Genomic DNA, 19876 nt, shown 5'->3' on the forward strand with positions numbered 1-19876 from the left:
TGTTATGTATCAGATATACATAAATATTTAACAGAATATGAGGTAATAAATGTGAAAGATTTTGATAGTTTAGTACCTGGTTGGTTTAAAGCATTTGTTGAAGTAGGGAATGACTTGATTTGGTCACAATACTTAATCGGTTTACTGCTGACTGCAGGACTTTTCTTTACAATCAGCTCCAGGTTTATACAGTTTACGTCATTTGGAGAAATGTTTAGAGCGTTAGTGGAAAAACCTGAAACATTAGATAGCGGTGAAAAAGGGATTTCACCTTTCCAAGCTTTCGCAATCAGTGCAGGATCTCGTGTAGGTACGGGTAATATTGCCGGTGTTGCGACTGCGATTGTCTTAGGTGGTCCAGGTGCAGTCTTTTGGATGTGGGTCATCGCGTCTATCGGTGCTGCCAGTGCGTTTGTAGAATCCGTTTTAGCACAAGTTTATAAAGTACCTGATAAAGCAGGCGGTTTCCGTGGGGGACCAGCGTACTATATGACAAAAGGTTTGAATCAAAAATGGTTAGGTGTCTTATTTGCGGTATTAATTACGATTACATTCGCTTTTGTGTTTAATACAGTACAAGCCAATACCATTGCAGAATCATTGAAAACACAATATCATATCAGCCCAGTCGTAACAGGTATTGTCCTTGCAGTATTAACAGGAATTATCATTTTCGGTGGTGTAAGAAGTATCGCAACATTGTCTTCATATATCGTTCCGATTATGGCAATTATTTATATTGGTGTGGTATTAGTCATCTTAATCATGAACTATGACCAAATCATTCCAATGATTTTAACAATCTTCAAGAGTGCCTTTGGGATTGAACAAGCGACTGGCGGTGCAGTCGGTGCGGCAGTATTACAAGGGATTAAACGTGGTTTATTCTCAAACGAAGCCGGTATGGGTTCTGCGCCGAACGCGGCAGCAACAGCAGCTGTACCACACCCAGTAAAACAAGGTTTACTTCAGTCATTAGGTGTATTCTTCGATACAATCTTAGTATGTACTGCAACAGCAATCGTTATTTTATTATACGGCGGTTTACAATTTGGTGAAGGTGCTCCACAAGGGGTTGCGGTAACACAATCAGCATTGAACGAACATTTAGGCAGTGCAGGCGGTATTTTCTTATCTGTCGCAATTACATTGTTCGCATTCTCATCTGTTATCGGTAACTACTATTATGGTCAATCTAACATTGAATTCTTATCTTACAATAAAACGGTGTTATTTATTTTTAGATGTTTAGTTGTATTATTAGTCTTCTTTGGTGCAGTCGTGAAAACAGAAACAGTATGGAGTACTGCGGATGTCTTCATGGGCTTAATGGCAATCGTCAATATTATTTCTATCATTGCCTTGTCTAACATTGCACTGGCTGTGATGAAAGATTACCATGACCAACGTAAAGCCGGTAAGAAACCGATCTTCAAACCAGAGAACTTGGAAATCAATTTATTTGGTATTGAATGTTGGGGCGATCCAGCTAAACAATTATCACGTAAAAAATAATAAATAGAGTATGAGTTGAATAAGAGATTCAACCATTTGCTTCCCTTATCACACACATCATGTGTTGTTGATAAGGGATTTTATTTTTTTAGAAGTATAAAAAATGACAAATTATTGTATTTCTAGAGAAGAAAAACATGAAATAATAAAAAATAGCCCAAGTATGTACAAGGATATGGTAAAATAATTTCTAATTCAGCGCTATCAATAGTGAAATGGGCTATAATGAATAGGATAGAGTATTGAGGAGAAAAGGTGATCTTCATGAGCAGCTACGTGATAGAGAAAGCATTAAATAATAACGTCATCATCTGTAAAGATGAAACACAACAGCACGAAGTCGTTCTTATCGGAAAAGGTATCGGTTTTAATAAGAAAAAAGGGATGCGCTTATCTGACAAAGCAATGATTGATAAAGTTTATAAATTAGAACATAAATCTGAACAAGAACATTATAAAGCATTAGTAGAGATGGCTGATGATGATGTTTTACAATCAATTATTGAAGCGATTGATATCATCACGAAAGCGGACCGCTCAGTTGATGATAATGATTTAGTCGTCGCGTTAACGGATCATATCTTGTTTGCGTATAAACGTATCAAACAGCAGCAATTTATTAAAAATCCATTCTTAATTGAAACGAAACAGCTATACCCTGAATCATATCAAATTGCGGTTCAAGTGATAGAGCATTTAAACGGCTTGTTAGATATTGATTTTCCAGATGATGAAATCGGCTTTATCGCGTTACATATCGCAAGCAGTAAAGATGATTTAACTTTAAGCGAAGTAAGATTGACGAATGAGATTATCAATAAAAGTGTTCAAATTATGGAACATGATTTAGGTTATACAATTGATACAAGTTCGATTATCTATCAACGCTTTATCCGCCATATCCAATTCTTAATCAGACGCTTGCAAAAAGGTGAAACTATTCAAGTCAATGAAGATTTCGGAAACATGTTGAAAGCGCATTATCCCGTGTGCTATAATATAGCTGTTAAAATCATTAAAATGATGCAGCAGCATCTTGAAGTTCCTGTCTATGAAGCGGAACTCTCGTATCTGACGTTGCATATTTATCATTTTGCGAATAAAAATCAAAATCATAACGTGTAACTAATTCGATTAGGCATGAGTCATGAAAGTTGGTCGTACTTCCAGCTTTTATTACTCATGCCTTTTTTCTTTGCTGCTATGTCGCTAGGTGATGTTTACAACTTTATAAATTTAGGAGGAAACTTTTATGTGGAAAAAGTTTTTCGGTCAATTGCAACGTATTGGTAAAGCGTTAATGCTTCCTGTTGCGATCTTACCGGCAGCGGGTTTACTTTTAGCATTAGGGAACGCCTTTCAAGGCGATGCGCTTCAAAGTTTACTGCCTTTTATTAAAGTAGAAGGTGTTCAAAACGTTGCGAAAATGATGGAAGGTGCCGGTGGGATTATCTTTGATAACTTGGCCATTATCTTCGCATTAGGTGTCGCAATCGGGTTGGCTGGCGGAGATGGTGTTGCAGCTATCGCAGCATTCGTCGGTTTTATCGTATTAAACAAAACAATGGGAATGTTCTTAAATGTAACACCTGAAAAAGCAGCAGATGCTGCAAAAGGTTTTGCGACAGTATTAGGAATTCCGACACTCCAAACGGGTGTGTTCGGCGGTATCATTATCGGGGCTTTAGCGGCCTGGTGTTATAACAAGTTCTATAACATCTCGCTGCCAAGTTATTTAGGATTCTTTGCAGGGAAACGTTTCGTACCAATTATGATGGCGACGTTATCATTTATTTTAGCGTTTCCAATGGCGATTGTTTGGCCATTTATCCAAGGCGGCTTAAACGCATTCAGTGAAGGTTTATTAGCATCAAATACAGGATTAGCTGTATTCTTATTCGGTTTCATTAAACGTCTATTGATTCCGTTTGGTTTACACCATATTTTCCATGCACCGTTCTGGTTTGAATTCGGTTCATATAAAAACTTGGCGGGTCAAATCATTCATGGTGACCAACGTATCTTTATCGAACAAATTCGTGATAACGTACCTTTAACTGCAGGTAAATTCATGCAAGGTGAATTCCCAGTTATGATGTTCGGTTTACCAGCAGCAGCACTTGCGATTTATCAAACAGCGAAAAAAGAAAATAAAAAAGTGGTTGCTGGTTTAATGTTATCTGGTGCTTTGACATCATTCTTAACAGGTATCACTGAACCTTTAGAATTCTCATTCTTATTCGTAGCACCATTATTATTCTTCATTCATGCAGTATTAGATGGTTTATCATTCTTAATTCTTTATTTATTAGATGTGCACTTAGGTTACACATTCTCTGGTGGATTTATCGACTTCTTCTTACTCGGTATCTTGCCGAATAAGACACAATGGTGGTTAGTTATTCCAGTTGGATTAATTTATGCGGTTATTTACTATGTTATCTTCCGCTTCGTCATCCAAAAAATGAACTACAAAACACCAGGTCGTGAAGACAAAGAGATGCAGACATCTACAGTTTCAACAAATGAATTACCATTCAAAGTGTTAGACGCGATGGGTGGCGAATCTAACATCAAACATTTAGATGCATGTATTACACGTTTACGTGTAGAAGTAAATGACAAAGCAAAAGTAGATGTACAAGGTTTGAAAGATTTAGGTGCTTCAGGTGTGCTTGAAGTCGGTAATAACATGCAAGCGATCTTTGGTCCGAAATCAGATCAAATCAAACATAATATGCAACAGATTATGGATGGTAAAATCACATCTCCTGAAGAAACTACAGTGATTGATGAAGGCGATGCAACAACGAAAGTAGCGCAAACAGGTGACGCAGTGATTTATGCACCGATTACAGGTGAATTAGTAGATATTACAGAAGTACCAGATAAAGTATTCTCTGAAAAAATGATGGGCGACGGTATCGCAATCAAACCAGATAATGGTGATGTTTATGCACCATTCGACGGTACTGTGAAAATGGTCTTCCCAACAAAACATGCGATTGGTATTGAATCAGAAGATGGCGTGGAATTATTGATTCACTTCGGTTTAGAAACTGTTAAACTTGAAGGTCAAGGTTTCGACATCTTAGTTAAAGAAAACGATAACTTCGTTTTAGGCCAACCTTTAATGAAAGTCGACTTAGATTACATTAAAGAACATGCTGAAAGTACGATTACACCAATCGTCGTTACAAATTTAAATGATCGCACATTAGAAGTGTTACACCATGGCCATGTTAACCATGGTGATAAAGCAGTCTTAATTAAATAGAAACAGCTACACAGAAACAACACCTTAGACACTTTAATCGATGCGTCATGCACATTGAGCACGAGCTATGAAACTCTAGGAGGTTTCTAGCTCGTGCTTTTTTTATACAAGGAGGTTATCTATGAAACAGTTATTCAAATTCTTTTTTGGACAATTACAACGTATTGGTAAAGCCTTAATGTTGCCAGTGGCGATTTTACCTGCAGCTGGGATCTTACTGGCGTTCGGTAATGCGATGCACAACGAACAAATCTTACACTACGCACCTTGGATGGAAAATCATTATATTCAGATGGTCAGTCAGATTATGGAAGTATCTGGTCAGGTCATCTTTGATAACTTGCCATTACTCTTTGCGATGGGGACAGCACTTGGTTTAGCAGGCGGTGATGGTGTTGCTGGTATTGCGGCACTAGTCGGTTATTTAATTATGAATGCGACCATGGGTAAAGTCGTAGGTATTACAATTGATGATATTTATTCTTATGCTGAAGGGGCTAAAACGTTAGGACAATCAGCAAAAGACCCGGCACATGCTTTGATATTAGGCATACCGACCTTACAAACAGGTGTATTCGGCGGGATTATTATCGGGGCTTTAGCAGCGATATGTTACAACCGCTTCTACAACATTCAACTTCCTCAATTTTTAGGATTCTTTGCTGGGAAACGATTTGTACCGATTATTACATCATTAGTCGCAATCGTGACAGGGATTGTTTTAAGTTTTGTATGGCCACCTGTTCAAGATGGCTTAAATAACTTATCTAATTTCTTATTAGGTAAAAACTTAGCTTTAACGACATTTATTTTCGGGATTATTGAACGTTCACTTATTCCATTTGGTTTACATCATATTTTCTATGCACCATTTTGGTTTGAGTTCGGACATTATACAAATGAAGCGGGTAACTTAATTCGTGGTGACCAACGTATTTGGATGGCACAATACCAAGATGGTGTACCGTTTACGGCAGGGGCTTTTACCACAGGTAAATATCCATTTATGATGTTCGGTTTGCCAGCAGCAGCGTTCGCGATTTATCGTCAAGCGAAACCAGAACGTAAAAAAGTAGTCGCAGGTTTAATGTTATCAGCAGGGCTTACAGCCTTTTTAACAGGGATTACAGAACCATTAGAATTCTCATTCTTATTTGTAGCGCCGATTCTTTATGTTGCACATGTCATTTTAGCAGGTTCTTCATTCTTAATTATGCATTTATTAGGCGTTAAAATCGGTATGACCTTCTCAGGCGGTTTTATTGATTATATTTTATATGGCTTATTATCATGGGATCGTTCCAATGCGTTATTAGTGATTCCAGTCGGTATTTGTTATGCAGTTGTGTACTACTTCTTATTCACATTCTTAATTAAGAAAATGAACTTGAAAACACCAGGTCGTGAAGATCAAGAAGTGACACAAACGAACGTGTCAGTGAGTGAATTACCATTTAAAGTATTAGATGCGATGGGTGGTAAAAACAACATTAAACATTTAGATGCATGTATTACACGCTTACGTGTAGAAGTGAATGATAAGTCTCAAGTGGATGTTCAAGAATTAAAAGATTTAGGAGCATCAGGTGTCCTTGAAGTCGGCAATAATATGCAGGCGATTTTCGGACCGAAGTCAGATCAAATCAAACATGATATGCAACAGATTATGGATGGCAAGATTACGTCTCCAGTAGAAACGACAGTAACAGAAGATGGTGATGCAGAAACAGCAGAAGTTGTAGCTGAGGGCGGTGCAGTAATTTATGCGCCGATTACAGGTAAAGTCGTTCCACTTTCAGAGGTACCTGACCAAGTATTCTCTGGCAAAATGATGGGAGATGGTTTTGCGATTCAACCATCTAAAGGTGAAGTCTACGCACCATTTGATGGTACAGTGAAGATGATCTTCCCAACCAAACATGCACTTGGTTTAGAATCTAAAGACGGCGTAGAATTATTAATTCATTTCGGCTTAGAAACCGTTAAATTGGAAGGCCAAGGCTTTGATATTTTAGTTGAAGCAAGGGATAAAATTGTACTGGGCCAACCGTTGATGAAAGTAGATTTAGATTATATTGAGAAACATGCGGATAGTACTATCACACCGATTATCGTCACAAATCAAGAACAACCAGAAATAGAGTTGGTTCATGAAGGTGAAGTGACACATGGGGATAAAGTCGCTATAGTCAAACCATAGTAAAACAAACACAAACTGGTGTCTAAATTCTTTTAGGCATCAGTTTTTATTTTTAGGGTTAGGGGTAAAGAGTAGCGTTGAAGGGAATGATAAATAAAAAGTTTCTTTTTTTACAAAATAGCGATAAAATATGATTAATCAATAGCAAGGAATGGTGAAGTACATGGAAAATAATGATAAACCGAAGCGTTTTTCGCTGAGTGAAACACGGTTTATGAGATTTATCGGAGGTAAGAACTTGATGTTCGGTCTTCTGATGTTGATTATGATTGGATTAACAATATTTATATTTGATAAAGTATCGTACATATTCCACCCGTTTGTGATCATATTCAATACGATTGCAGCGCCGGTTATTTTAGGTTTGATCTTATTCTACTTGTTAAATCCAGTTACTCAATTTATGGAACGTTATAATATCCCAAGACTATGGGGGATTATTATTCTGTTTTGTTTTGCTGCAGCGGTGATTGCGTTAGTGGTTAATTTACTAATTCCAGTCATCAGCGATCAAATCAAAACGTTCGCGCATAACTTCCCACGTTATGTAGATAAATTTAATGAAATGGTTGATCAAGTAACCAGCTGGTCGCATTTTGCGGGTATGTCTGATTTCTATACGCAAATTCAAGATCAGCTTGATAAAATAGCGAAGAAAGTACCGACAATGGTTTCAGATTTCTTTGATGGTTTCGGAACGAAGATTATGTCAATCGCTGAAGCGGTTGTGAATATTGGTGTGGTTATCGTCACAACACCATTCGTACTCTTCTTCTTCTTAAAAGATGGTCATCGCTTCAAAGCAGGTTTAACAAAAGTGATGCCACCGAAATATCGTCAAGATGTGCATGAAGTAATTGAAAGTATGAGCTTACAAGTAGGTTCATATATCCAAGGTCAAATCATTGTATCATTTTGTATCGGTATCTTACTCTTTATCGGTTATTCGATTATCGGTTTAGATTACAGCTTAGTTTTAGCGAGTATTGCGGCAGTCACTAGTGTGGTTCCTTATTTAGGACCAACCATCGCAATTTCTCCAGCTATTATTATGGCGTTGATTACATCACCGATTATGTTAGTAAAATTAATTGTTGTGTGGACAGCAGTTCAATTTATTGAAGGTCACTTTATTTCACCTAACGTTATGGGTAAAACATTAAAGATTCATCCTTTGACAATTATCTTTGTATTATTATGTGCAGGTAATTTACTTGGTATTGTGGGTGTCATTCTCGCAATTCCTGGTTATGCGGTCATTAAAGTGTTAGTCACACACTTATTCGGTATGTATAAACGTCGTTATAACCGTTATTATGGTCAAGATTCAGGACCTTATGAAGTTGCTGATGATGAGTGGGCAGATAATCCGAATAATCAATTGAAGTAAAGTAACGTATAAGGCATGACACTTTTGTTAGGTGTCATGTCTTATTTTTTTGGTGCTTTGACATATAGTTATGTGGTAACATTTTGGTATATTATAAATCATTTCATGAATTGCTTGAAATGGTGTGAGGAATTGAGGGAAACAATGTCAAAACAATTAAAAGGTCGATTAATCACCGGTGCGAAAATTGTGTTTGCGACTGTTCTTTTTATCTTAGTTGTGACGACTTTATACAAAGAACTCTCAACCATGAACTTTAAAAAATTATTTGTACTGTTTGAAAAATTGAATCGTGTTGAATTAACGAGTCTGTTAGTTGCTGGTGGCTTATCTATATTATTATTAAGCCTGTATGATGTGACGATGGTACGGACTTTAAAATTGAAAATGTCTTTATTTAAAGTATTACGTGTCAGCTATATTATCAATGCGTTGAATTCTATTATCGGATTTGGAGGCTTTATCGGTGCGGGTGCACGTCTATCGGTCTATAAACCTTACGTGAAAGATACGAAAACGTTATTGCATTATATTTCATTGGTTTTATTATCGATGTTGACTGGTTTAAGCATGCTGTCGATTCTAGTCGTGACCCATGTCTTTAATGCGAAACATTTACTGAATGATTATCCAGTAGTACATGTTTTACTCTATGTGGTCGCATGTTTCTTGCCTGTATTTATCTTTATCACAATTAAAAAACCAGTAGAACCGTCTCGTCGTTTTACAGGTGTCTATTTAACACTAGTGTCAGGTGTGGAATGGTTAGCCGCAAGTTTTGTACTCTATTTTGCATTACGGATTGTCAACTTAGATGTGTCATTCACATCATTTGTCGGTATCTTTATTATTGCGGCGATTGCCGGTTTAATCAGTTTTATTCCTGGTGGTTTCGGGGCATTTGATGTCGTGATTTTAGTCGGCTTGAAGCACTTGAATTTACCAGAAGAAAAAATTGTCTTAGCGTTGATGTTATATCGTTTTGCGTATTATATCATTCCAGTGATTATTGCGTTAATCTTATCAATGTTTGAGTTCGGTACTTCAGCTAAACGTTATATTGAACAATCGAAGTACTATACACCAGCAAAAGAAGTGACTTCATTTTTATTTTCATATCAAAAATCCATCACTTCTAAAATTCCATCGCTTTCTTTAGCGGTACTGGTCATGTTTACGAGTTTAGTCTTTATCTTAAATAACGTCAGTATTATTTATGAAGGCTTATATGATCCGAACCATATGTTTTATTATATTGTGGTGACGATTCATACGAGTGCTTGTTTAATTCTGATGTTGAACGTTCGCGGTATCTTTAAACAAAGTCGCAGAGCCATATTATTTGCGATGGTTTCTATCGTGTTGATTTTTGTGATTACAGTGTATACGAATACCTCATTTTTATTAATTACGTGGTTGCTTGTAGTATTTGGTTTATTGATTTATGCCTTTATGAAAGCACAAGTCTTAAAACGTCCGATTCGTTTACGCCATATAGTTTCAATGCTGATTATTAGTATTATTATGTTGACACTGAATCACTATATGATTGTCTTTGTATTAGATGCGGTAGATGCTTACCGTATTGAAGTAGATAACTCAATGTTACGTTATTACTTATGGTTGACCATTCTTGTGGTTATTATTATCGTGACGTTTATTGTCTGGTTATTTGAAAATGCATATCGTAAAGATTATCCAGCCAATGATATCGAACAGTGTGAAGCGATTATCGAAAAATTCGGCGGCAACTATTTAAGCCATTTGCTTCATAGTGGAGATAAAACTGTGTATATGGATGAATCGAAAGAAGCGTTTGTGATGTATCGCTTTAAACTTAATTGTATTGTGGTATTAGGTGATCCGATTGGTAACCCTAAACGATTTAATGATTTATTTGAATCGTTGTACCATTATGCTAGAGATTTGGGTTATGAAGTGATTTTCTATCAAGCGACAAATCGTCATATGCCGCTATATCATGATTTTGGTAACCAGTTCTTTAAATTGGGTGAAGAAGCGGTCATTGATTTAACGACATTTACAACTTCTGGTAAAAAACGTAGAGGATTCAGAGCAACGTTAAATAAACTAGAAGACCAAAATGTTCATTTTGAGATTATAGAACCGCCATATACAGATGAATTCCTTAAAGAGTTAGAAGATATTAGTGATCAATGGTTAGACGGTAAAAATGAAATGCATTTCTCAGTCGGCCGTTTCACACATGACTATTTATCAAAAGCACCGATTGGAATTCTAAAAGAAGAAAATGGCCGTGTCATCGCATTCTGCAGTTTAATGCCGACGTATTACAATGATTCCATTTCAGTAGATTTAATTCGTTGGTTGCCAGATGTAGATTTACCGTTGATGGATGCGCTCTATCTGCATATGTTGTTATGGAGCCAAGAAAAAGGCTACAAAGCATTTAATATGGGTATGGCGACCTTATCCAATGTCGGTCAAAATGAATACTCGTATTGGAATGAACGTGTCGCAGGTAAAATCTTTGATAACTTTAATACGTTATATCGCTTCAGCGGTTTAAGACGTTATAAAGATAAATTCAAACCAGAGTGGGAACCACGATATTTAGTTTACTCAAGACACAGTTCTTTATGGCAAAGTATGATTAAAGTGTTGTTAGTGATTCGTTCTAAACACTAGTTGAACCGTTTCATACTGCAAGGTGCATATAAAGATCGAGGCCAAAAAAGGTCTCGGTCTTTTTTTAATGGTTTACGATTAAACGTATGTAAACTTTGTTATCCAAATATTTTATTTTAATCCAAAATTCAGAAAACTAAGAAAAGTCTATTGACATTGTCTGAATTTCAGTCTATACTCTGAATAAATTAATAAAAAAACTTATCAAGAATGGTGGAGGGACTGGCCCTACGATACCAGGCAACCTATTTAAGTTAGGTGCTAATTCCAGCAGGTGAAGACCTGAAAGATAAGCCCGTAGCGAGTCTATCTTTTTCAGGTAGGCTCGTTTTTTACATTTAAGGAGGAAATGAACATGACAAATGATTTTAAATTCGAAACGTTACAATTACACGCAGGACAAGAGGTAGATGAAGCATCGCATTCGAGAGCAGTACCGATTTATCAAACAACATCTTTCACATTTGATGATACACAACATGCGGCGAACTTATTCGGCTTAAAAGAATTAGGTAATATTTACTCACGTTTAACAAACCCGACAGTAGCAGTGTTTGAAACACGTGTAGCAGAACTTGAAGGCGGTGTCGCTGGGGTTGCGGTAGCTTCAGGTATGGCTGCAATCACATATGCGATTCAAACTGTTGCAGATGCAGGTGATCACATTGTCGCAAGCTCTACGTTATACGGTGGTACACATACATTATTTGCACATACGTTACCTAAATTCGGTATTGATGTTTCAATCGTAGACAGTAAAAACTTTGATGAAGTTAAAAATGCGATTAAAGAGAATACAAAAGCACTTTATATCGAAACAATCGGTAACCCTGAAGGTAATGTTGAAGATATCGAAAAATTAGCAGAAATTGCACATGAAGCGGGTATTCCATTAATTGTTGATAATACATTTGCTTCTCCATACTTAATCCAACCAATCAAATACGGTGCGAACATTGTGGTACATTCAGCGACTAAATTTATTGGTGGTCATGGTACTTCAATGGGTGGTGTTGTCGTTGATGGCGGTAACTTCGATTGGACACAAAACGATAAATTCCCAAGCTTAACAGAACCTGATCCATCTTATCATGATTTAGTGTTCACTGAAGCGTTCGGACCAGCTGCTTTAGCATTCAAAGTCAGAACAACATTATTACGTGATACAGGTGCAGCACTTTCTCCATTTAATGCTTTCTTATTACTACAAGGTTTAGAAACATTATCATTACGTGTTGAACGTCATGTTGAAAACGCAGAAAAAGTTGCGAAATTCTTAGAAAACCATGACAAAGTTGAATGGGTTAAATATGCAGGCTTACCATCAAGCGAATACTATGATTTAAAAGAAAAATATTTACCTAAAGGTGCAAGCTCTATTTTCACTTTCGGTGTCAAAGGCGGTTATGACGCAGGCATTAAATTTATCGAATCTTTAGAACTCTTCTCTTTACTTGCGAACGTCGGCGATGCGAAATCATTAGTGATTCATCCGGCTTCTACAACACACGCACAATTAAATGAAGAAGATCAATTGAAAGCAGGTATTACACCTGAAACAATCCGTGTGTCTATCGGTCTTGAACATATTGATGATATTATCGCTGACTTAGAAAAAGGATTAGACGCGATTTAAGATGTTGTTTATTGATAGCGTTCCGATTCTGCCTGTACTAAAAACAGAGCAAATCGAATTTAAAGAGAAGCGTATACCTGAAGGTTTGAATTTATTGATTGTTAATTTGATGCCGGTGAAACAAGATGCTGAAAGACAGTTGCTGAGACTGCTTGGTTTGACGAGCCACGCAATTAATGTTGACTTCATCTATCCGGTTACTCACAAATCGCAGTCTGCTTCTTATAATCATGCAGAACAGTATTATAAAACGTTTGAAGCTGTCAAACATCGCCATTACGATGGCATGATTATGACAGGGGCTCCTGTAGAACATCTTGATTTCTCTGAAGTCTATTACATCGAGGAATTAAGAAAGATTTTTGATTGGTCGAATACACATGTGAAACAACGTTTGTTTATTTGCTGGGGTGCGCAATTTGCTTTGAATTATCGCTACGGTATTCATAAGCGAATGTTTAAAAAGAAACTCACTGGAATTTATCGCTATCATATTTTACAAGCACATCCTGCGTTATCTGAAATACCAGAATACATTATTCCGCAATCTAGAGGTTCTTATATGGATCCAGGAGAAGTCATGGAAGAAGAAGACTTAAATGTGATTACGTATAGTCCGTATACGGGTATAGACTTTATCTCTAATCGCAATCAAACAGATTTATTTATCGGCGGTCATTTTGAATATGAGAATGATACGTTGTTAAATGAATTTAAACGTGATAGTGATAAGTCTAAAGAAACCGCAGTTAAACCTAAAAACTACTTCAGAGGAGATTCTCTAGACTTGTTGCCAGCCCATTGGATTTCTTATGCGCAACAATTATTCCAAAACTGGACGGATATGATGTATGCATCGCGTTGGTCAAATGCAGAGCAAACAGCAGAATCAATTCTAAAACAAAATAAAGCATAGAAAAAATGCGCAAGTCTGTCATCAATCATTATGATGAGCTTGCGCATTTTTATATGATAATCAGCTTATGAGTCTTTTCGTTGTTGTTTGATGGCTTCACGTTGTGCTTGTTCTTCTTGATAACGTTCTGGATTCTTTTTATAGAAGTCTTGATGATATGTTTCTGCTTCATAGAATGTCGCAACAGGTAAAACCTTCGTCGCAACAGCTTTATCTTTGTTGATAGTTGATTTTAATGACTCGATATATTGTTCAGCGGTTTCTTGTTGGTCTTCATTAGTATAGAATATAGCTGTACGGTACTGTGAGCCTCGATCTTGATATTGACCTTCAGCGTCGGTAGGATCGATGACTGAAAAGAAAATCTCAAGTAATTTATTGTATGAAATTAAGGCAACGTCGTACTCTATTTTAACGGTTTCTAAATGACCGGTTTGACCTGTTTTAACTTGTTCATACGTGGGATGATCAACAGTGCCTCCCATGTAGCCGGATGTAACTTTTTCAACACCATCAAAGGTATCGAAAGGTTTAGTCATGCACCAAAAGCATCCCCCGGCAAAATAAGCTGTATTGATATTCATTCAATCTATCCTTTCTTTTTATGGGACCTTAGTACCATTTGCTTAGAAAATACTTGATTTTTAAAAGAAAATTATATAACTTTAGTATGTATTAATTATATTACATAGGCTGTTAATTTTGAAGTATAAGGTTGGTTAAAATGACAAATGAAACGAATAATGACAATTATAAACGAAGCAGTGGCGAACAACCGCTTCCGAAACGCACCAAGAAACGCATGCGCAAACTTCCGTTTGTGATTTTAGGTATCTTAATTGTATTTATTATTATGGTTGTATATGCGGTGTCTGGGTATAGAAGCGGTATTAATTATGCGAAAAAACATAATTCAAATATGAAAGTAGAGAAGTTTAACGGTCCTGTTAAAAACGACGGTAAGATTTCTATTTTACTCTTAGGGGCAGACAAATCAGATGGCGGTAAATCTAGAACAGACTCTATCATGGTAGCACAATATGACTATATTCATAAAAAAATGAAAGTAGTCTCTGTGATGCGTGATACATACGCAAAAATTCCAGGATATAGAGACTATAAAATTAATGCAGCCTATTCATTAGGCGGTGCTGAGCTTTTAAGAAAAGCTTTGGTTGAAAACTATGGTATTAACCCTGAATACTATGCGGTCGTGGATTTCGAAGGTTTCGAGAAAATGGTCGATGAGTTAGCTCCTGATGGTGTTCCGATTGATGTAGAGAAAGATATGTCAGAATTAATTGGTGTCTCACTGAAAAAAGGGCATCATAATTTAAATGGTAAAGAGCTGTTAGGTTATGCACGTTTTCGTCATGACCCTGAAGGTGACTTTGGTCGTGTCAGACGACAACAACAAGTGATTCAAGCGTTAAAACAAGAAATGACAAAACCAGGTGCGATTTTCAAATTACCTAAAGTCGCAGGTATTTTACGTGGTTATTTGAATACAGATATTCCAGACTCTGCGTTAATTCAAACAGGTATGAACTTCGGTATCCGCGGTGATAAAGACGTGAAGACATTAACGGTTCCGATGAAAGGGACTTATCAAGATATTCAAACACCTGAAAGCGGCAGTGCGTTAGAAGTAGATAAGCCTGCGAATAAAAAGGCAATTGAAGAATTTTTAAATGACAATAGCAATGATAACAGCAACAAGAAAAAAGAAGGACAAAATTAACAGCGCAGTACTTTGGTTCATATTGATGGAATATATGGATTGAGTAGAAAGCAGTCGGCATATAGATGTCGGCTGTTTTTTACGTTTAAAGCGGTGTGGGTGGTCTGTATGTGTGTGTAAAGTGGATAGAGATGTGAAACGAAGGAAGTTAAGGTGAAGGAGAGGTAAGTAGTAAAGAGGATAGAAATAGATGAGAGGTAAAGGTGAAAGAGGAGATAGAGAGGTAAAATAAGAAAGGTGAGAAGCGGTTAGTGTTAATGATTAACTGCTGCTCACCTTTTTTTATTATTGGTCTGATTTTCTAACGCCGCCGACACCGTAATGTGTTGGTTTCATTTCTTCTAATACTACACTGATAGCGTTGCGATCAGCATTTGTAGTTTTTTCTACAGCATCTGTTACTTCTTTCACTAATGCTTTTAATTGTTCGTCTGTACGACCTTCGATTAATTTAATGTTTACTAATGGCATGAGAACGCCTCCCTTGTTTGATGTAAGTTTATTATACCACTAATGTATCGAAGAGATTAGGAATATAATAATTTTTAAAATAGAACATTTGTTCTCTTTAGTATTGAATAAGAACAAGTGTTCGTATATACTAAAAGTATCAGAAGCGGGGGTGTTACAATGTATGATTACCATTTATTAGAGGATAGAGATATTTTATGTATTGACCAAAAAAGCTTCTTTGCGAGTGTATCGTGTATCTCAAAAGGTTTAGATCCTTTAAAGACAAAGCTTGCGGTGGTCGCTGATACAAAACGACAAGGTTCTGTTGTATTAGCAGCAACACCACCATTAAAAGCCATCGGTATAACCACAGGTTCAAGATTGTTTGAAATTCCGCACCGCAATGATATTTATATTATTAATCCCAGTATGCGTAAATATCTGGACGTTTCGATTATGATTTCTAAAATTGCTTTGCAGTATGTACCACCTGAAGATTTGCATCAGTATAGTATTGATGAATTTTTTATGGATGTGACAGACAGTTATCATCGCTTCAGTAGTACCGTCCATTCATTTTGTATCAAATTGATGAAAGAAATTTATGAACAGACACAGATATACTGTACAATCGGTATCGGTTCAAATATGTTGCTGAGTAAACTTGCGATGGATATTGAAGCAAAACATAATGATAACCGTATTGCGGAATGGCGTTATCAAAATGTGCCAGAGAAGTTATGGAATATCCAACCGTTGCATAAGTTTTGGGGGATCAATACACGTACCGAAAAGAAATTGAATAAGCGTGGGATATTTACGATTGGTGATTTAGCACATTATCCTTATCAATACTTAAAACGAGATTTCGGAATTAAAGGGATTGATTTACATCTGCATGCACATGGGATTGATCAAAGTAAAATACGGGAGAAACATAAAATTACCAATCCATCGATTTGTAAGAGTCAGATATTAATGCACGACTATACGTATGAAGATGCGAAAGTCGTCATGCAAGAGTTAATTGAAGATGTAGCAATGCGCGTTAGATTACGTAAAATGCGTGCACGTACTATTCATTTTTCTTTTGGTTATAAAGATGGTGGAGGCGTGCATAAACAGTTCACATTAGACGAACCGACAAATTTGGAAAAAGAGATTTGGAAAGGCGTAGAAAAGTGGGCAAATCAATTATGCGAAAAAGAGCTGCTTTATCGCACGCTCAGTGTTTCATTAACACAATTTGTGCCTGAAGGTATCCAACAATTAAATCTGTTTGTAGATGAGTATGAAAGAAAACGAAGTGAAGCTTTAGCGAAAGCAATTGATCAACTACAAGAAAAATATGGTAAAGGTATTGTTTCAAAAGCCATATCTTATACAGATGCTGGTACGAAATACGGACGCTTAGGTCTTATGGCAGGCCATAAAATGTAAAGAAAGCTCCCTATAAAGCTTGATGTATGCTTTGAAGGGAGCTTTTAATGATTTATAGACTGTAAGTATCGAATTCATTTAAGGCTTTAATGCCAAGTTCACGATCTTCAGGTGTTTTGAAACTGATGCGTAATGCACCATAGATATCTTCTCTGACTTCCACAATATTAATGTTACTTATAGAAATATTATGTAAACTTAGGATGGATGTTACTTTGCTGATCATACCAGGTTCGTCAGGAATGTCGACGTATAATTCGTAGGAACTAGACACAGCACCTGGTTTTTTCGCTGGTAACTGATTACGGTACTCACGTGCTTGTTCGAAAAATTGATAAATACCTTCGTTATCGTCATTTTTGATTTGTGAAGCAAGTAGGGCGAGTTGTGTTTGCCATTCTTCGATACCAGATAAGATATATGCTTTATTCTCATGCATAATATCGCTCCACATTTCAGGACTGCTGCTGGCAATACGTGTGATATCTCGGAAACCACCAGCTGCTAACTGTTTAATTAACGGGGAATCTTGATCATGATTTAAACTTAAATTGACTAAAGATGCTGCAGCGATATGAGGAATATGACTGACAATACTCGTCACAAAATCATGTTCTTCAGGTGATGTAGCAATGACTTTTGCGCGTGTGGCTTGGAGTAACTGTTTAATTTCTTCTGAAGCTGCATCGTTGTCTTTTTCTGAATGCACCAGCATGTAGTAAGCATTTTCGAATAAATTCTTTTTAGCGTTTAAGATGCCTGATTTGTGGCTGCCGGCCATTGGATGTCCTCCGATCAAGTGAATGTTCTCTGCTAGTAATTGTTTTTCAAAGGCTTGAATTGTCCCTTTAGTGCTTCCAGTATCTGTAATGATCAACCCAGGTTTTGTAGACAAATTTGTAAGAGTCTTTAGATATTGAACGGTTTGTTGGACAGGTGTTGCATAAATGATAATGTCTGCTTTTGCTACTGCTGCTTCATAATCTAATACTTTTTCATCAATAATCCCAATAGATAGGGCTTTATCAAGTTGACTTGGATTAGAATCATAGGCGATGATATTGACATCATCATGAAAGTACTTGAAATTGGTAGCTAAACTGCCTCCGATTAAACCTAAACCAACAAATAAAATATTTTTAGTCAAAAGACTCACCTCTGTCTAAATTTTCAGAATAGCGATATTATAGTGTATATTTTCAAATGGTGCAAGGTCTTTCACTTATCTATTTCGATTTCTATTTGGAAAATTAATCGGTACAATAAGAGTAAGGAGGGGTCTTTTATGTCAAAAAATATTTTTGAAACTATTAAAACATTAACCGAAATTCCAAGCCCATCAGGTGATGCTTATCAAGCTATAGAGTATGTGCAATCTTTTGCGGAGGATTTAGGGTATCCGACTTATGTGACAAATAAAGGTGCATTGATGATTACAGTTAAAGGTGAAAATGATGTAGATCATCGTTGTATTACTGCACATGTAGATACTTTAGGCGCAATGGTCAAAGAAATTAAAGAAGATGGTCGCTTAGGTATTGAGTTGATTGGCGGTTATGCGTTCAACGCAATTGAAGGTGAATACTGTACGATTCATACAGATTCAGGTAAAAACTATACAGGCACTATTTGTTTACATGAAACTTCAGTTCATGTTTATAAAGACAACCATAATATTCCACGAGATAAAGAACATATGGAAATCAGAATTGATGCGGTAACACATAATGAAGAAAATACACGCCAATTAGGTATTGAAGTAGGGGACTTTGTAAGTTTAGATCCTAGAACAATCATTACAGAGAATGACTTTATTAAATCCCGTCACTTAGATGACAAGGCAAGTGTTGCGATGATTATGGATTTCTTAGAAGACTATAGCAACAATGATAAAACATTGCCTTATACGACACACTTCTTTATTTCAAATAATGAAGAAATTGGTTATGGTGCGAATGCGTCAATTCCAGGTAAAGTGAATGAATACATTGCATTTGATATGGGTGCGTTAGGTGATGGTCAAACGTCAGACGAATATACAGTGTCGATTTGTGCTAAAGATGCATCAGGACCATATCATAAAAAATTACGCCAACATCTTACACAATTGGCGAAAGAAAATAATATTCCATACAAAGTTGATATTTATCCTTACTATGGCTCAGATGCTTCAGCTGCGTTACGCGCAGGAGCAGATATAAAACACGGTTTATTTGGTGCGGGTATCGAATCTTCACATGCGTTAGAGCGTACGCATCTTGATTCAATCAAAGCGACACAACGTTTACTTGAAGTCTATCTTTATTCAGAAATGGTTGAAGATTAATTCGAAATAGTTAGAATTTTTGAATTTATGTGTTGACAACCCAAAAAAGAGCGTGTATTATTCAAAGTACATTGCAAACGACGTTAGAAGTAAACGTAGCTTATATGATTTGTAGCACACAGAAAACTGATGGTTGATGTAAATCAGTACAACATATAATGTGAATTGGGCTTTTAATGTGCAAGATCAACAATTTAAATAATGAATAAGAACATGAAAATGTTGAACTAAGGTGGCACCACGGTAACGCGTCCTTATCGGAAGAGCGTTATTGTGGTGTTTTTATATTGAGTTAAAAAGAAAAAGAGAAAT

The 19876-nt window shown here is 36.5% G+C and carries 14 protein-coding genes and 1 riboswitch; of the genes, 11 read left to right on the plus strand and 3 right to left on the minus strand.

What is annotated here, in order from left to right; genetic code table 11:
• Positions 1-51 precede the first annotated feature (51 nt).
• From HMPREF3031_RS05495 to HMPREF3031_RS05530, 8 genes are all read left to right on the plus strand, one after another.
• A complete protein-coding gene (locus HMPREF3031_RS05495) occupies positions 52-1515 on the plus strand; it encodes a glutamine transporter AlsT (RefSeq protein WP_002480867.1) in 1464 nt (487 codons plus the stop codon).
• Between the two features lie 264 nt (positions 1516-1779).
• On the plus strand, positions 1780-2640 hold the full coding sequence (gene glcT / locus HMPREF3031_RS05500; protein ID WP_037556387.1) for a glucose PTS transporter transcription antiterminator GlcT: 861 nt from the start codon (positions 1780-1782) through the stop codon (positions 2638-2640).
• Positions 2641-2767: 127 nt separating this feature from the next.
• Positions 2768-4792, plus strand: a complete 2025-nt coding sequence (ptsG, locus tag HMPREF3031_RS05505; protein WP_002480869.1) for a glucose-specific PTS transporter subunit IIBC — start codon at positions 2768-2770, stop codon at positions 4790-4792.
• A gap of 121 nt (positions 4793-4913) precedes the next feature.
• On the plus strand, positions 4914-6992 hold the full coding sequence (gene ptsG / locus HMPREF3031_RS05510; RefSeq protein WP_002480870.1) for a glucose-specific PTS transporter subunit IIBC: 2079 nt from the start codon (positions 4914-4916) through the stop codon (positions 6990-6992).
• Between the two features lie 163 nt (positions 6993-7155).
• A complete protein-coding gene (locus tag HMPREF3031_RS05515; protein WP_142351311.1) occupies positions 7156-8382 on the plus strand; it encodes an AI-2E family transporter in 1227 nt (408 codons plus the stop codon).
• Between the two features lie 144 nt (positions 8383-8526).
• Positions 8527-11052: a bifunctional lysylphosphatidylglycerol flippase/synthetase MprF gene (gene mprF, locus HMPREF3031_RS05520; RefSeq protein WP_002480872.1), complete on the plus strand. Its 2526-nt coding sequence runs from the start codon at positions 8527-8529 to the stop codon at positions 11050-11052.
• Between the two features lie 198 nt (positions 11053-11250).
• A riboswitch (SAM riboswitch) is annotated at positions 11251-11348 on the plus strand.
• Between the two features lie 59 nt (positions 11349-11407).
• On the plus strand, positions 11408-12688 hold the full coding sequence (locus HMPREF3031_RS05525) for an O-acetylhomoserine aminocarboxypropyltransferase/cysteine synthase family protein (protein ID WP_002480873.1): 1281 nt from the start codon (positions 11408-11410) through the stop codon (positions 12686-12688).
• A 1-nt stretch (position 12689) separates the two neighbouring features.
• The gene (locus HMPREF3031_RS05530) at positions 12690-13604 is read left to right on the plus strand and encodes a homoserine O-acetyltransferase/O-succinyltransferase family protein (protein WP_002480874.1); all 915 of its coding nucleotides are present in this window, start codon (positions 12690-12692) and stop codon (positions 13602-13604) included.
• 65 nt (positions 13605-13669) lie between these two features.
• On the opposite strand, the gene msrA is transcribed toward HMPREF3031_RS05530, so the two are convergent.
• Positions 13670-14188: a peptide-methionine (S)-S-oxide reductase MsrA gene (msrA, locus tag HMPREF3031_RS05535; protein ID WP_002480875.1), complete on the minus strand. Its 519-nt coding sequence runs from the start codon at positions 14186-14188 to the stop codon at positions 13670-13672.
• A gap of 140 nt (positions 14189-14328) precedes the next feature.
• On the opposite strand from msrA, the gene HMPREF3031_RS05540 reads away from it, so the two are divergent.
• Positions 14329-15345 (plus strand): LCP family protein, encoded by a 1017-nt coding sequence (locus HMPREF3031_RS05540; protein WP_002480876.1) that lies wholly within the window; start codon positions 14329-14331, stop codon positions 15343-15345.
• Between the two features lie 285 nt (positions 15346-15630).
• Here the strand turns inward: HMPREF3031_RS05540 and HMPREF3031_RS05545 are convergent, their stop codons facing one another.
• Positions 15631-15816: a 2-hydroxymuconate tautomerase gene (locus HMPREF3031_RS05545; protein ID WP_002480877.1), complete on the minus strand. Its 186-nt coding sequence runs from the start codon at positions 15814-15816 to the stop codon at positions 15631-15633.
• A gap of 159 nt (positions 15817-15975) precedes the next feature.
• Here HMPREF3031_RS05545 and HMPREF3031_RS05550 point away from each other — a divergent pair, with 159 nt between their 5' ends.
• On the plus strand, positions 15976-17238 hold the full coding sequence (locus HMPREF3031_RS05550) for a Y-family DNA polymerase (RefSeq protein ID WP_002480878.1): 1263 nt from the start codon (positions 15976-15978) through the stop codon (positions 17236-17238).
• A 52-nt stretch (positions 17239-17290) separates the two neighbouring features.
• Here HMPREF3031_RS05550 and HMPREF3031_RS05555 read toward each other — a convergent pair whose 3' ends face one another.
• Positions 17291-18385, minus strand: a complete 1095-nt coding sequence (locus HMPREF3031_RS05555) for a prephenate dehydrogenase (RefSeq protein ID WP_002480879.1) — start codon at positions 18383-18385, stop codon at positions 17291-17293.
• Positions 18386-18523: 138 nt separating this feature from the next.
• Here HMPREF3031_RS05555 and HMPREF3031_RS05560 point away from each other — a divergent pair, with 138 nt between their 5' ends.
• Positions 18524-19564 (plus strand): M42 family metallopeptidase, encoded by a 1041-nt coding sequence (locus tag HMPREF3031_RS05560; RefSeq protein ID WP_002480880.1) that lies wholly within the window; start codon positions 18524-18526, stop codon positions 19562-19564.
• Positions 19565-19876: the final 312 nt, after the last annotated feature.

This window comes from Staphylococcus sp. HMSC072B07 (assembly GCF_001815505.1).
GTDB classification, from domain to species: Bacteria; Bacillota; Bacilli; order Staphylococcales; family Staphylococcaceae; genus Staphylococcus; species Staphylococcus simulans.

Coding starts and splice junctions, on each gene's coding strand:
- HMPREF3031_RS05560 (WP_002480880.1), top strand. CDS start 18,524: ATGTCAAAAAATATTTTTGAAACTATTAAAACATTAACCGAAATTCCA.
- HMPREF3031_RS05540 (WP_002480876.1), top strand. CDS start 14,329: ATGACAAATGAAACGAATAATGACAATTATAAACGAAGCAGTGGCGAA.
- glcT (WP_037556387.1), top strand. CDS start 1,780: ATGAGCAGCTACGTGATAGAGAAAGCATTAAATAATAACGTCATCATC.
- HMPREF3031_RS05525 (WP_002480873.1), top strand. CDS start 11,408: ATGACAAATGATTTTAAATTCGAAACGTTACAATTACACGCAGGACAA.
- HMPREF3031_RS05515 (WP_142351311.1), top strand. CDS start 7,156: ATGGAAAATAATGATAAACCGAAGCGTTTTTCGCTGAGTGAAACACGG.
- HMPREF3031_RS05530 (WP_002480874.1), top strand. CDS start 12,690: ATGTTGTTTATTGATAGCGTTCCGATTCTGCCTGTACTAAAAACAGAG.
- mprF (WP_002480872.1), top strand. CDS start 8,527: ATGTCAAAACAATTAAAAGGTCGATTAATCACCGGTGCGAAAATTGTG.
- ptsG (WP_002480870.1), top strand. CDS start 4,914: ATGAAACAGTTATTCAAATTCTTTTTTGGACAATTACAACGTATTGGT.
- HMPREF3031_RS05545 (WP_002480877.1), bottom strand. CDS start 15,816: ATGCCATTAGTAAACATTAAATTAATCGAAGGTCGTACAGACGAACAA.
- ptsG (WP_002480869.1), top strand. CDS start 2,768: ATGTGGAAAAAGTTTTTCGGTCAATTGCAACGTATTGGTAAAGCGTTA.
- msrA (WP_002480875.1), bottom strand. CDS start 14,188: ATGAATATCAATACAGCTTATTTTGCCGGGGGATGCTTTTGGTGCATG.
- HMPREF3031_RS05550 (WP_002480878.1), top strand. CDS start 15,976: ATGTATGATTACCATTTATTAGAGGATAGAGATATTTTATGTATTGAC.